Here is a 14,166-nt window from a genome sequence, read left to right as displayed (position 1 = left end):
ATGAAAGTTGAGCTTGAAAATGTAAAACCCATGGAGATTGAAAAAAGAAGCTTTGAGATCATCACAGAAGAGCTGGGGGATACTCCCCTGATCCCGGGAACAGAGCTGATCGTAAAACGCTGCATCCACACAAGCGCAGATTTTGATTATGCAAAAAATCTCTGCTTCTCGGAGGGTGCAGTGGAGATGGCCATGGACGCCATCCGCAACGGTGCCTGCATCGTCACAGATACCCAGATGGCAAAGGCCGGGATCAACAAGCGTGCACTTGCCCGCTACGGCGGTGAGGCTTACTGTTTCATGTCCGATGAGGATGTGGCTGCCCTTGCAAAAAAGAACGGGACTACCAGAGCCACAGCCAGCATGGACAAGGCCGCAGAGATGGATAAAAAGCTGATCTTTGCCATTGGGAACGCACCTACCGCACTGGTACGTCTTTATGAGCTTATTGAGAACGGAAAGCTTTCTCCTGAGCTGATCATCGGTGTGCCGGTAGGCTTTGTGAATGTTGTGCAGTCCAAGGAGCTGATCATGCACGCAGATGTGCCTTATATTGTGGCAAAAGGACGCAAGGGTGGAAGCAACATCGCTGCGTGCATTGTAAATGCCCTGCTCTACATGATCGATAACCGGAGAGATTAGGAGCCGGTAACCTCCTTCAGAAGCTGACAGGCAGGCAGAAAATCCTTGGATGGAATGGAGGAGCAGGAGAGGACCAAGGTGACCTCGGCTCCGTTTTCTCTGAGAACCTCCAGTCCCAGACCATGGTTCCGGGCTCTGTCTGTCAGTTCACTGCCTGTGAGAGAACAGGGGAGAGTAAGGGCAAGGCTGGTTCCTGCGGCTCCTGTTTGGATCTGGCAGTCCTGGCCGAAGGTTTCCCGGACAGCCTGGGAAAGAGCCTTCAGCTTCTGGGAATAAAGGCGGCGGAGCTTTCTTGTCTGGGAAGCCAGATGCCCGTCGCGGATAAACTGGCAGAGTGCGATCTGTTCTGCCTTGGAAGCAGTCTGATTATAAAAGGCTGCTTTTTTTGTATATTTTTCCCGGAGAGAGCGTGGCAATACCATGAAGCTGACACGGATGGAGGGCAGCAGCAGCCTGGAAAAGGAACCGATATAGACAACGTTTTCACCACCTGCAAGACCGAAAAGTGAAGGCGTCGGTTTCTGGAAATAAACAAATTCGTTTTCGAAATCATCCTCAATGATCAGATGGTCATCGATCTCCGCATGACGGATCAGCTCCAGGCGTCGTTTTACCGGCATGATCTCGCCCCATTTCGTCATGTGAGCAGGAGAAACATAGATCACATCGCAGCTTTTGTCCCGGTAATGGACATCAAAGCCGTAATCCTGAAAGATGGTGCTGCATGTGGTGAAGGACGGTGTGGGGAACGAAACGGTTTTCCGTTCATGGATCAGAGGGCAGAGGATCTGGAGAAGGGGCTGGAGACCGGCCCCTACTACAATGTCATCCGGGGAGCAGATCACATTTCTGCGTTCCCGGATATAGTCTGCGAGAACCTCCCGGAAATCGCTTTCACCCTGGGGTTCGCCATAAGAAAGCATACGGTCGCCCTGGCGGAGGGCGCTTTTGATGTAACGCTGCCACAGATCAAAACGGAAGCTTTCCCGGTCAACACCGGAAGAGGCAAAATCATAAAGGCAGGGCGTGATATCCTTATCCTGTTTTTCGGGGGTAAGCAGATGCTGCTTGGAAGCAATGCCGGTGACATAATAGCCGCTCTGTGCCCTGGCGATGATATAGCCGTCTGCTGCCAGCAGAAGATAGGCATTTTCGATGGTGGTACGGCTCAGCTTCAGCTCCTGGGCGCATTTGCGGAGGGAGGGCATTTTGCTTCCGGGAAGGAGACGGCCTTCCAGGATCAGCTTCCGATAATAGTGGTAAACCTCCAGATAAAGGTGTTCTTTTTTGTGTTCTGCAGATATATTTAACATAAGTATGATGATTTCCTTCCAAAAATGATTGCGTAAACCTGACAGTTCATTCTATAATATTACAGAAAAAAACTCAAGACTGGAGAATTACCATGAAAAAAATAGCAGTGATCAATGATCTTTCCGGGCTGGGGAAATGTTCACTGACAGCAGCGATCCCGGTGATCTCGGTGATGGGAGTCCAGGCGTGTCCACTTCCCACCGCTGTTTTAAGCAACCAGACCGGTTATGAAAGTTATTTCTGTGAGGATTTCACAGAGCATATGGAACCATATATGGAGCAGTGGAAAAAAAGAGGATTTTTCCCGGATGGGATCTATACAGGATTTCTTTCTGACGATAAGCAGGCAGACAGGATCCTGAAATTTATGGATGCGTTTGCAGGGAAGGATACTCTGATCCTTACAGATCCAGTGATGGGGGATGACGGCGCGGTTTATCCGATCTATACAGAAGAACTCCGCAGCCGGTTCTGCGAACTGACACGTCGTTCCTATGTGATCACACCGAACCTTACGGAAGCCCTCCTTCTTCTCTACGGAAAAGAAAAAATGGAGGAGATCTGGAAGGAACTGCAAAAGGCATCAGAGGCCCGGCGGATGGAAGAGATCCGGGAGATCGGGTGCGGACTTGCCCGGAAATTTTCACTTCCTGCCGTTGTGATCACCGGAGTGGATCACAGGGAGGAGGGGCAGCCTCTGAAAATGGGAAATCTTGTCCTGGAAAACGGAAACAGCTCCTGGGTATTTGCAGAGAAATCCGGCGGAAGCTATTCCGGGACAGGAGATCTTTTTGCATCCGTGCTCAGTGCAGGGCTGGTAAAAAGATATTCCATGAAAACCTGTGCAGAGCTGGCCGTGGATTTTATCTCGGCATCGATCCGGGATGCGGTGGAGGAAGGAACAGACCGTAACGATGGTGTATGCTTTGAACAGCATCTCGGTATGCTGCTTCCATAAAAACATAAGGGGATAAAAAAGAGCTGACCGTCAGGCCAGCTCTTCCCATTTTTCATAAAGCTCTTCCAGTTCTTCAGCGATGGCTGCTTTTTCGCGGCTCAGCTTTGTACATTCCGCTACATTGGTGCAGACATCCGGAAGGACCATGGTTTCGTCGATCTCGCTGTCTCTTGTTTCCAGCTCTTCGATACGGGCTTCGACTTTTTTCAGCTCGGCTTCCCGTTTTCGTTTCTTTGCCTGTTCTTCCTTCATCTGCTGCCAGGAAAGCTTGTTCTCGGAAATCGATTTTTCTTCGGTAGGTGCCTCCGGAGAAGTGCTTCCCGGTGCATAGGTACTGGTCAGCTCCTCCTTCTTTTCCAGATAGTAATCATAATCACCGATGTAATTTACCACTGCCTGGTTTGTCAGCTCCATGATCCTGGTCGCAGTCTGATTGATAAAGTAACGGTCATGGGATACATAAAGGACTGTACCGGTGTAGCTGACCAGTGCTTCCTCCAGGATCTCCTTGGAGGCAATATCCAGATGGTTGGTAGGCTCGTCAAGGATCAGGAAGTTGGCTTCGGAAAGCATCAGCTTTGCAAGGGAAACACGGCCTCTTTCTCCACCGGAAAGTGCGGAGATCTCCTTGAAAACATCATCTCCGGTAAAGAGAAATGCGGCAAGCATATTTCGGATCTCGGTCTCTGTGAGAGTCGGATAAGTATCGGAGATCTCCTGAAAAATTGTCTTGTCCATATGCAGAACATGATGTTCCTGATCGTAATAACCGATCTGCACCTTGGAACCAAGGGAAAATTTGCCGGCATCTGCCTCAATAAGACCGTTGATGATCTTTAGCATGGTGGTCTTTCCGGTTCCGTTGTTTCCGATCAGTGCCACACGCTCGCCGCGTTTGATATCAAAGGAGATATCGGAGAACAGGGTCTGTCCCGGAAAGGCCTTGGAAAGCGCTTCCACGTGGAGCACATCGTTTCCGCTTAACACCCGTGGTTCCAGCGAGATACGCATCCGGTCCTGGAGCTCAAGAGGCTTTTCGATCCTCTGTACACGGTCCAGCATTTTTTCACGGCTTTCCGCACGCTTGATGGATTTTTCACGGTTAAAGGATTTCAGCTTGGCGATAACGGCTTCCTGATGCTTGATATCCCGCTGCTGATTTAAGTATGCCTTGTACTGTGCGTCACGAAGCTGAGCCTTCTTGAGAGCATAGGCAGAGTAGTTGCCGCTGTATACGCGGGTCTGTCCGGCTTCGATCTCAATGACCTTGGTGACCACCTTATCCAGAAAATAACGGTCATGGGAGACGATAAAAACAGCTCCCGGATAATTCAGAAGATAAGTTTCCAGCCAGGAGATGCTTTCCATATCCAGGTGATTGGTTGGCTCATCCAGAAGCAGGATATCCGGCTTGGAAAGAAGCATCTTGCCCAGCGCCACGCGTGTTTTCTGACCGCCGGAAAGAGTTTCAATCTGCTTGTCATAATCTTCCTCTGTGAAGCCGAGACCCTTTAAGACACCGGTCAGCTCACTTTTGTAAGCGTATCCGTTCTCCAGCTCAAACTGATGGGTCAGGCGGGTATAGGTTTCCATCAGACGGTTCAGCTCATCACCGGTCACCGTGTTCATTTCCTGTTCCATATTGCGGATACGGCGTTCCATATCGATGATGTGCTGCTTGGTGGTAAGAAGCTCCTCGTAGATGGTATGATGTCCGTGGATATCCTGGTACTGGGCAAGATAGCCGATATTTTTATCCCGGGCAAGCACCACGGTACCGGAATCAGCAGAAAGCTCCTGCATGATGATCCGCAGCAGTGTGGTCTTTCCTGCACCGTTGCATCCGATCAGAGCAGCCTTTTCACGGTCTTCAATGTGAAAGGATGCATCATTTAAAATTACTTTTTCGCCAAAGGCCTTGCATATATTCTGACATGATAAAATCATAAAAACTGTCCTCCTGTATAAAGAATCACCCCTGTTTATGTCTGAACAGGGAAAAATCCTCCACCTATTATAACGGAAACTGCCGGGATTTCAAAGAAAAAATCAATTATTAGAAAAAATATAAAGAAATTTGTACAGAATAGACAACTTTAATTGACAGGAAAATGTCAATTCGTTATAATTAACCTAGTGTAAGGTAAGGAGGAAAACTATCGTGGAGACAAAACAAATCTCGAAAGCGGTGATTAAGCGTCTGCCACGCTATTACCGCTACTTAGGAGAGCTGATGGAAGATAATGTAGAACGTATTTCTTCCAATGAATTAAGTAAGAAGATGCATACCACAGCTTCTCAGATCCGTCAGGATCTTAATAATTTTGGCGGTTTTGGGCAGCAGGGGTATGGCTATAATGTACACTATCTTTATACAGAGATCGGTAAGATCCTGGGACTGGATACCGTTCATCCGATGATCATCCTGGGTGCCGGTAATCTGGGACAGGCACTTGCCAATTATGTGGATTTTGAGAAGCGCGGGTTCAGGCTGGTTGGTATCTTTGACGTAAATCCTGTGCTTGAGGGCATCGCAGTCCGTGGACTTGAGATCCAGATGCTCAGTGAGCTTCCGTTTTTCCTGAGAGAGAATAACGTGGAGATCGCGATCCTGACACTTCCTAAGAATAAAGCCAAGGAAATGGCAGATATCCTGGTAGAGAACGGGATCAAGGCAATCTGGAATTTTGCACATCTCGATCTTGAGACACCGGATGATGTGATCGTAGAGAACGTTCATCTTTCCGAGAGTCTGATGACACTGTCTTATAATCTCAGCAAATACAGGCAGGAACATGTGGATAAGTAAGAATTGTTAAGCTGCCGGAAACGGCAGCTTTCTCTATGACAGAGGGGAGGCAGAAGACAGAATGAAGAAGCTTGTTACCTGCAAAGAAATGAAGGATCTGGACTCCACAACGATCCGTGAGATCGGAGTTCCCTCCGAGGTTCTGATGGAGCGGGCGGCACTGAAGGTGGTAGAGGAAACAGAAAAGTATCTCCAGAAGGACGAAAGGATCCTGGTAGTCTGCGGAAGCGGAAACAATGGTGGTGACGGTATCGCAGTTGCCAGATTGTTCCATCTGAAGGGGATCCGGGTAGAGTTTTATATGGTCGGAAACAAAGATAAAATGACCAGAGAGACAGCTCTTCAGTATAAGATCGCTTCCGGTTATCGTGTCCCGGAGGTGAATAACCCGCAGTGGAGTGAATATACTACTATAGTAGATGCCGTGTTTGGGGTAGGCCTGACGCGTCCGATCGAGGGGCATTATGCTGATATCATCCATGAGATGAACAGTGCGAGGGCCAAAAAGATCGCAGTTGACATCCCGTCAGGAGTGAACGGAGATACTGGCCTGGAAATGGGAATTGCCTTCAGCGCCGATCTGACTGTCACATTTGCCTACCGGAAAAGAGGTCTTTGCTTTTATCCGGGAAGACTGTATGCAGGAAGGATCGTTACCGCCGATATCGGGATCTATGAGCAGGAAGCTGTGACTGCATCTGCCGCCTGTCTGGAAAATAAAGATCTGAAGCTGTTTCCGGAACGTGATCCCGGCGGAAACAAGGGTACCTTCGGAAAAGTGCTCTTTGTGACCGGAAGTGAGGGAATGTGCGGAGCCGCTTATTTAAGCGCCAGTGCAGCACTTCGTGCCGGTGCGGGAATGGTGAAGATCCAGACTGTGGAAGCCAACAGGATCCCACTGCAGATACTCCTTCCGGAGGCTATGGTCTGCAGCCGCTTTGATCAGGAATCCAATGAACAGCTTCTATCCTGGTGTGATGTGATCGTGATCGGACCGGGACTTGGAACATCAGTGGCCAGCCGTGAGAGAGAACAGTGGTTTCTCACGGCGGCTGCCCGGGAGAAAAAGCCGCTGATCCTGGATGCGGACGGCCTGAACCTTCTGGCTGCACATCCACAGTGGTATCAGTATCTGGGAGAGCATGTAGTCCTGACACCGCATATCGGAGAAATGAGCCGGCTCAGTGGCAGAACGATCCAGGAGATCCAGCATGAGATCGCAGATACTGCGCTGAAATGTGCTGCGGAAACAGGCTCTGTGTGCGTATTGAAGGATGCATGTACGTTGATCGCAGATGAAAAAGGCCAGATGTATCTGAATCTTTCCGGTAATTCCGGAATGGCAACTGCAGGAAGCGGAGATGTGCTTTCCGGGATTCTGGCAGCAGTGTTATGTATGTATCTGAAAACGGAGGAACAGCCTCCCATGGTTTTAAAGGCCGCGTTAGGTGTTTATCTTCACGGACTTTGCGGCGATCTTGCAGCCGCTGAAAAAGGAAAGCGCAGTATGCTGGCAGGAGATATCATAGAATATCTGCCCAAGGCATTAGCTATAGGTGAAGAGGAGTCGGGATTATGAAAAAATACGAGAGAGTAAAAGCACTGGTATCACTGGATGCCATTGCCCACAATTTTGAGGAAATGCATAAAAATGTCAAAGAAGGGACAAAGATCATCGCTGTGATCAAGGCAGACGGTTATGGCCATGGTGCTAGAGCTATTGCCCGTCTGATCCAGGACTATGATTATATCTGGGGATTTGCAACAGCTACTGCAGAGGAGGCACTGGAGCTTCGGCATGCAGGGATCACCAAGCCTGTCCTGATCCTTGGCCTTGTATTTGAGGAATATTATGAGGAACTTGCAGCCAATGATATCCGGATCACCATATCGGATCTTAATACAGCGGCAGAATATGCAAAAGCAGGTGCACGCATTGGAAAAAATGTACATATTCATCTGGCTCTGGATACGGGAATGACAAGGATCGGATATGCGGATATTCCGGAAAATGCGGTAAAGATCGAAAAAATCTCAAAAATCCCGAATCTGGTGATCGAGGGAATGTTTACCCATTTTGCCAGGGCGGATGAGACCGACCGTTCTCCTGCACTGGTGCAGCTGGACCGTTATCTCCGTTTTGCAGAGCTTCTGGAAAAAAGAGGCGTTCATATTCCGGTACGTCACTGCTCCAACAGTGCAGGTATCATCCGTGTTCCGGAAGCAAATCTCAATGTCGTTCGTGCCGGCATCACCATTTACGGTATTTATCCGTCAGAGGAGGTAGAACGTGATATTGTGAAGCTGACACCTGCAATGGAGCTGAAAAGTCATGTATCCTATGTGAAAAATGTGGAACGTGGAACAGCGGTAAGCTATGGAGGAACGTTTGTTACAGAACGCTTTACCAGAATGGCAACGATCCCCGTAGGTTATGCAGATGGCTATCCGAGACAGCTTTCCAATAAGGGCTGGGTCCTGATCCGGGGCAAAAAAGCTCCGATCCTCGGACGGGTCTGCATGGATCAGTTTATGGTTGATGTCACAGATATCCCGGAGGTGAAGGCCGGGGACGAGGTCACCCTGATGGGAAGAGATGGAGAGGAATTTATCAGTGTGGAGACACTGGGAGATCTTTCCGGAAGATTTTCCTATGAATTTGTCTGTGGGATCAGTAAACGTGTTCCGCGGGTTTATATCAAAGACGGTAAGGAATGCGGAGAAGAGGAGAGCTTTTTCCAGTAGATCCGTAAATACCCGGATCCGGAAAACGCCGGGTCAGACATAAGGCCGGTAAAAAAGTACCACGCATGGTATACACAAAGAAATTGTGGAAATACTTATCTGTAAAAAGGAATACGGCTTGCAAATAAGCCGGACCAGAATCGGAGTGTGAATTGTGTGGTTATAAAAAGAGGGGATATTTTTTACGCGGACTTAAGACCTGTAGTGGGCAGTGAACAGGGCGGCATCCGTCCGGTGCTGATCATCCAGAACGATGTGGGCAACCGTCACAGTCCCACAGTGATCTGTGCGGCAATTACATCAAAAATGAATAAGGCAAAGCTGCCGACACATATTGAGATCGATGCATCCGCCTACGGGATCGAAAAGGATTCCGTGATCCTTCTGGAACAGCTCCGCACCATCGACAAGCGGCGTCTGAAGGATAAGGTGTGTCATCTGGACAGTGCTATGCTTGATAAGGTGAATCATGCGCTTGAGATCAGTCTGGAACTGACTTTTTAGGGGAACATGAGGAATTTTGACCGGTTTGTTTTCTGATTCTTGACGAAATCTTTCATAAGTGCTATATTAAACCGAGTTGCAATTATGTAAAACGGTACCCAAAATGAGCAGGGCACGAAAGAAAATATACGGTAACAAGGAGAGGAAGATACCATGTCAGGACATTCAAAATTTGCCAACATCAAACATAAGAAAGAGAAAAATGATGCCAAGAAGGGTAAGATCTTCACAGTCATCGGCCGTGAGATCGTTATGGCAGTAAAGGCCGGCGGCCCGGATCCTGCAAACAACAGCAAGCTTCGTGATGTCATCGCAAAAGCAAAAGCGAACAACATGCCGAACGATACGATTGATCGTGGAATCAAGAAGGCAGCAGGTGCGGATTCTGCAGACAGCTACGAGAAGGCTGTATATGAGGGATATGGTCCGAACGGTGTTGCTATTATCGTAGAGACTCTTACAGATAACAAGAACCGTACGGCAGGTAATGTACGTAACGCGTTTACCAAGGGTAACGGAAGCATCGGAACACAGGGATGCGTATCCTTTATGTTCGACCAGAAGGGCCAGATCATCATCGATAAGGAAGAGCTTGAGGATGAGTGCGGCGAGATGGATGCGGACGAGCTGATGATGACAGCTCTGGATGCAGGTGCTGAGGACTTCAACGAGGAAGAGGACAGCTTTGAGATCATCACAGCACCGGACGATTTCAGTGCTGTACGTGAGGCTCTTGAGAAAGCCGGAATCCCGCTGGTAGAAGCACAGATCGCCATGATCCCGCAGACCTATGTGGAGCTGACGGATGATCAGGCTATCAAAGATCTTCACAGAACACTGGATCTTCTTGATGATGACGACGACGTTACTGACGTATGGACAAACTGGGACGAATGATCTCTGAATAGAAAGTAATATTTTGCATATAATACCTCCAGAATTTCAGATTCCGGAGGTATTTTTTTATGGAAAAACAGAGCGAAGAGGGAAAACAGAAGGAACTAGACCGGGAAGCGAGCCAGAACGAACAGATCCGGGAAACCGGGCAGGCAGTGCTCGATGGAAATTCCCGGAAGCATAAAGTGGAGCTTCTGACGGTGATCGGGGAAATCGAAGGTCATGAATCCGCGCCGTCTCACAGCAAAACAACCAAGTATGAGCATGTACTGCCAAAGCTGGCTCTCATTGAGGACGATGAGGAGATCGAGGGGCTTCTGATCCTTTTAAATACGGTAGGAGGAGATGTGGAGGCAGGGCTTGCCATTGCGGAGATGATCGCGTCTCTGAGTATCCCTACGGTTTCTCTGGTGCTGGGCGGGGGACATTCCATAGGTGTACCCATGGCGGTATCAGCAGATTATTCCTTTATCGTGCCAAGTGCTACCATGGTGGTCCATCCGGTGCGCCAGAACGGAATGTTCATCGGCGTGGCGCAGTCCTACCGCAATATGGAAAAGATCCAGGACCGGATCATTGCCTTTGTATCCGGACATTCACATATCACGGCAGAACGGATGGAGGAGCTGATGCTGGATACCTCCCAGCTTGTAAAAGATGTGGGGACTATGCTGGAGGGTGAGGAAGCGGTAAAGGAAGGACTCATCGATGAAGTAGGAGGGATCCGGGAGGCACTGGACCGATTGTATACCCTTATCGAAAGGAAAAAAACACAGAAATAACCAGTTTTGTATGTGGCTTTTGATGATACTAGTTGCATAAGGCTAACATGGTTGCGCTGTGCTGTGGTAAAGAAATTTGACAGAAATTGTAAATCTACTCTTGTCATATGCTGATTTTTAGCGTATTATTAATAAAGGTTTATAATTTGCGCGAGGAGGAAGACCATGTATAAGGTTTTAAAAGCTGAAACGCTGGCAGCTAAGATCCATCTTATGGTTGTGCATGCACCACGTGTGGCAAGCCACTGTCTGCCAGGACAATTTATCATTGTGAAACTTGACGAAAAGGGAGAAAGGATCCCGCTTACCATCTGTGATTACGATCGCGAGGCCGGTACAGTTACCATCGTATTCCAGGAGATCGGAGCATCTACCATTAAGATGTCCGCACTGAAGGCGGGAGATTCATTCCGTGATTTCGTAGGACCTCTGGGATGTCCGTCTGAGTTCGTTCATGAGGATATCGAAGAACTTAAGAAGAAAAAAATGGTATTCGTAGCCGGTGGTGTCGGTACCGCACCTGTTTATCCGCAGGTTAAATGGCTCCATGAGCACGGCATCACAGCGGATGTTATCCTTGGTTCCAAGACTAAGGATATGGTTATCCTTGAGAAAGAGCTTGGCGCTGTTTCCAATCTTTATGTTACAACAGATGACGGTTCCTATGGCCGTTCCGGTATGGTAACAAAGACTCTTGAAGATCTTGTGACAAACGAGGGCAAGCATTATGACGTCTGTGTAGCAATCGGACCGATGATCATGATGAAATTTGTCTGTCTTCTTACCAAGAAGCTTGGTATCCACACAATTGTCAGCATGAACCCGATCATGGTTGACGGAACCGGTATGTGCGGCGCTTGTCGTCTCCAGGTCGGTGATGAGATCAAATTTGCCTGCGTAGACGGACCGGAGTTCGACGGACATCTCGTTGATTTCGATCAGGCTATGAAGAGAAGCCAGATGTATAAGACCCAGGAGGGCCGTGCATTACTGAAGCTTCAGGAAGGCGATACCCACCACGGTGGATGCGGACATTGCGGAGGTGACAACTAATGGCAGATGCAAAAATGTTAAAAAAAGTTCCTGTAAGAGAGCAGGATCCGAAGGTACGTGCGACAAACTTCGAGGAAGTATGTCTTGGATATAATCAGGAAGAAGCAATGGAAGAGGCACAGAGATGCCTTGGCTGTAAGAAACCGAAATGTGTAGAGGGATGTCCGGTATCCATCAATATTCCGGGATTTATCGAGCACATCAAAGAAGGCAACATGGAAGAGGCTTACAAGGTGATCGGTTTATCTTCCGCACTTCCGGCTATCTGTGGTCGTGTATGTCCGCAGGAATCCCAGTGTGAGGGACAGTGTATCCGCGGTAAGAAGGGCGAGGCTGTTTCTATCGGTAAGCTGGAGAGATTCGTTGCAGACTATGCTCTGGAGCATGATATCAAACCTGCAGGAGCAGAGGTTAAGAACGGACATAAGGTTGCAGTGATCGGTTCCGGTCCATCCGGACTTACCTGTGCAGGTGATCTTGCAAAGGCAGGATACGATGTAACTGTATTCGAGGCTCTTCATGAACTTGGCGGTGTTCTTGTTTACGGTATTCCGGAGTTCCGTCTTCCGAAGCAGAAGGTTGTTAAGAAAGAGATCGAGAAGGTCAAAGAGCTTGGCGTTAAATTCGAGACAAACGTTGTCATCGGTAAATCCACTACCATCGATCAGCTGATCGAGGATGAGGGATTTGAAGCTGTATTCATCGGTTCCGGTGCAGGACTTCCGATGTTCATGGGGATCCCGGGTGAGAATGCAAGCGGTGTATTCTCTGCAAACGAGTACCTGACAAGAAGCAACCTCATGAAAGCATTCGATGATTCCTATGATACACCGATCGCAGCAGGCAAAAAGGTTGCAGTTGTCGGCGGTGGTAACGTTGCCATGGATGCTGCAAGAACAGCGCTGAGACTTGGCGCTGAGGTACATATCGTATACAGAAGAAGTGAGGCAGAGCTTCCTGCACGAGCAGAGGAAGTTCATCACGCTAAGGAAGAGGGCATCATCTTTGATCTTCTTACAAATCCGAAGGAGATCCTCGTTGATGAGAACGGCCACGTAAACGGTATGAAGGTTGTTAAGATGGAGCTTGGTGAGCCGGATGCATCCGGAAGAAGACGTCCGGTAGAGATTCCTGGTTCCGAGTATGATATGGATGTAGATACTGTCATCATGTCTCTTGGTACTTCACCGAACCCGCTGATCTCTTCCACAACCAAGGGCCTTGACATCAACAAGAGAAGATGTATCGTTGCCGAGGAAGAAACCGGTAAGACATCCAAGGACGGCGTATATGCCGGTGGTGATGCCGTTACAGGTGCAGCTACCGTAATCCTTGCCATGGGTGCAGGTAAAGCTGGTGCAAAAGGTATCGACGAATATCTGAAAAATAAATAAGCAGAAAGTCTGTTTATAAACAGATCCTCCGACTGTGTTTTCTGATGCAGCCGGAGGATTTTTTTTCTTGCAGATCAAAAAAAGAACATTTGTTTGAAACTTTTGCCAAGTGAAGATTGTAAGTTTTACTCAGTTATGCTATAATGTGTTGGAAAAAATTTAAGAAAAGGAAATATCATTATGTCAGTGATACATGCGATTATATTGGGAATCATTCAGGGAATCACCGAATTTCTGCCGGTGAGCAGCTTCGGACATCTCTGTGGAGTGCAGGATCTTTTGGGCGGTACCAGAGGCTCCGGTGTGCTTTTTGAAGTGATGCTCCATCTGGGAACTATGATAGCTCTGATCCTTGTTTTTCTGAAGGACATCAAGAAAATCGGGATCGAGCTGATCGGAATGATACTGGATCTGATCGGAAATGCCAATATTTTTCTCTATAACCGTAGGACTGGGAAAGAGCTTACCTACGCAAAGATCATAAGCGGAACTTACCGGAAGCTTACTGCCCTGATCATGGTATCCACCATTCCTACAGTCCTGATCGGATATCAGTGCAAACGACTTGTTGTGCGAAGCGCATCCTCACACATGTTTTCCGGGATCGGAATCCTTCTTACAGGTGTGATCCTCCTTGTTGTGGACTACAGTAATGTCAATGGCAGCAAGGGAACAAAAGAAACCAGCTTCGGAGATGCTATGTGGATGGGTATCTGCCAGGGCCTTTCTGTGTTTCCGGGACTTTCCAGGCTTGGACTTACCATGAGCGCAGGACTTTTCTGCGGCCTCGGAAGAAAGTTTGCAGTGAAATATTCGCTGCTGATGAGCATTCCGGCTGTGTTGGGAGCTTTTTTTGTGGAGATGGGAGAGTTTACTTCTGTTCATATGACTGTTGGCCAGGGATTTACTTATGTTCTTGGAATGATCGTGGCCGGGATCACAGGCTATCTGGTGATCCGTTTTATGCTTAAGCTTTCGAATCAGGTCAGACTGCGTTATTTTGCATTTTATTCTTTTGCAGCCGGAATCCTTATTCTGGCAGCGAATTATATTTGATATCAACTGGGA

At 48.2% G+C, this 14,166-nt stretch carries 13 protein-coding genes; 11 read left to right on the top strand and 2 right to left on the bottom strand.

The genetic code is table 11. The features are described 5' to 3' along the window. Positions 1 to 642, top strand: coding sequence for a precorrin-8X methylmutase (locus tag NCY57_RS10645; protein WP_015524817.1), 642 nt, complete (start codon positions 1 to 3; stop codon positions 640 to 642). Here NCY57_RS10645 and pdxR read toward each other — a convergent pair. Next, on the bottom strand, positions 639 to 1,955 hold the full coding sequence (gene pdxR, locus NCY57_RS10640; protein WP_173739636.1) for a MocR-like pyridoxine biosynthesis transcription factor PdxR: 1,317 nt from the start codon (positions 1,953 to 1,955) through the stop codon (positions 639 to 641). The two genes, NCY57_RS10645 and pdxR, sit on opposite strands and share 4 nt — an antisense overlap. Positions 1,956 to 2,047: 92 nt before the next feature. Here pdxR and NCY57_RS10635 point away from each other — a divergent pair, with 92 nt between their 5' ends. Then, on the top strand, positions 2,048 to 2,914 hold the full coding sequence (locus tag NCY57_RS10635; protein WP_015524819.1) for a pyridoxamine kinase: 867 nt from the start codon (positions 2,048 to 2,050) through the stop codon (positions 2,912 to 2,914). Positions 2,915 to 2,944: 30 nt separating this feature from the next. Here the strand turns inward: NCY57_RS10635 and NCY57_RS10630 are convergent, their stop codons facing one another. Continuing rightward, positions 2,945 to 4,861 (bottom strand): ABC-F family ATP-binding cassette domain-containing protein, encoded by a 1,917-nt coding sequence (locus tag NCY57_RS10630; RefSeq protein WP_173733559.1) that lies wholly within the window; start codon positions 4,859 to 4,861, stop codon positions 2,945 to 2,947. A gap of 214 nt (positions 4,862 to 5,075) precedes the next feature. Here NCY57_RS10630 and NCY57_RS10625 point away from each other — a divergent pair, with 214 nt between their 5' ends. From NCY57_RS10625 to NCY57_RS10585, 9 genes are all read left to right on the top strand, one after another. Further along, positions 5,076 to 5,723: a redox-sensing transcriptional repressor Rex gene (locus tag NCY57_RS10625; RefSeq protein WP_021650558.1), complete on the top strand. Its 648-nt coding sequence runs from the start codon at positions 5,076 to 5,078 to the stop codon at positions 5,721 to 5,723. A gap of 61 nt (positions 5,724 to 5,784) precedes the next feature. After that, entirely contained in the window at positions 5,785 to 7,302 is a 1,518-nt protein-coding gene (locus tag NCY57_RS10620; protein WP_250789649.1) for an NAD(P)H-hydrate dehydratase, read from the top strand. Beyond that, complete coding sequence (alr, locus tag NCY57_RS10615; protein ID WP_015524822.1) at positions 7,299 to 8,468, top strand: alanine racemase; 1,170 nt, start codon at positions 7,299 to 7,301, stop codon at positions 8,466 to 8,468. Before NCY57_RS10620 ends, alr begins: the two co-directional genes overlap by 4 nt. 156 nt (positions 8,469 to 8,624) lie before the next feature. After that, positions 8,625 to 8,972: a type II toxin-antitoxin system PemK/MazF family toxin gene (locus NCY57_RS10610; RefSeq protein ID WP_021650556.1), complete on the top strand. Its 348-nt coding sequence runs from the start codon at positions 8,625 to 8,627 to the stop codon at positions 8,970 to 8,972. A gap of 153 nt (positions 8,973 to 9,125) precedes the next feature. Next, positions 9,126 to 9,869, top strand: a complete 744-nt coding sequence (locus NCY57_RS10605) for a YebC/PmpR family DNA-binding transcriptional regulator (protein ID WP_015524823.1) — start codon at positions 9,126 to 9,128, stop codon at positions 9,867 to 9,869. Positions 9,870 to 9,937: 68 nt separating this feature from the next. Further along, positions 9,938 to 10,651 (top strand): ClpP family protease, encoded by a 714-nt coding sequence (locus NCY57_RS10600; protein ID WP_022426789.1) that lies wholly within the window; start codon positions 9,938 to 9,940, stop codon positions 10,649 to 10,651. Positions 10,652 to 10,816: 165 nt separating this feature from the next. Beyond that, positions 10,817 to 11,704, top strand: coding sequence for a sulfide/dihydroorotate dehydrogenase-like FAD/NAD-binding protein (locus NCY57_RS10595; protein WP_015524825.1), 888 nt, complete (start codon positions 10,817 to 10,819; stop codon positions 11,702 to 11,704). Further along, positions 11,704 to 13,098, top strand: coding sequence for an NADPH-dependent glutamate synthase (gene gltA / locus NCY57_RS10590; protein ID WP_021650554.1), 1,395 nt, complete (start codon positions 11,704 to 11,706; stop codon positions 13,096 to 13,098). The genes NCY57_RS10595 and gltA overlap by 1 nt, the downstream gene beginning before the upstream one ends. A 180-nt stretch (positions 13,099 to 13,278) precedes the next feature. Continuing rightward, positions 13,279 to 14,154, top strand: coding sequence for an undecaprenyl-diphosphate phosphatase (locus tag NCY57_RS10585; protein WP_147603006.1), 876 nt, complete (start codon positions 13,279 to 13,281; stop codon positions 14,152 to 14,154). Positions 14,155 to 14,166: the final 12 nt, after the last annotated feature.

Source organism: Blautia sp. MB18-30 (genome assembly GCF_023669475.1).
GTDB classification, from domain to species: domain Bacteria; phylum Bacillota; class Clostridia; order Lachnospirales; family Lachnospiraceae; genus Blautia_A; species Blautia_A fusiformis.
Note: the sequence above shows the minus strand (reverse complement) of the source record. Positions and strands in the feature narration are given on the sequence as shown.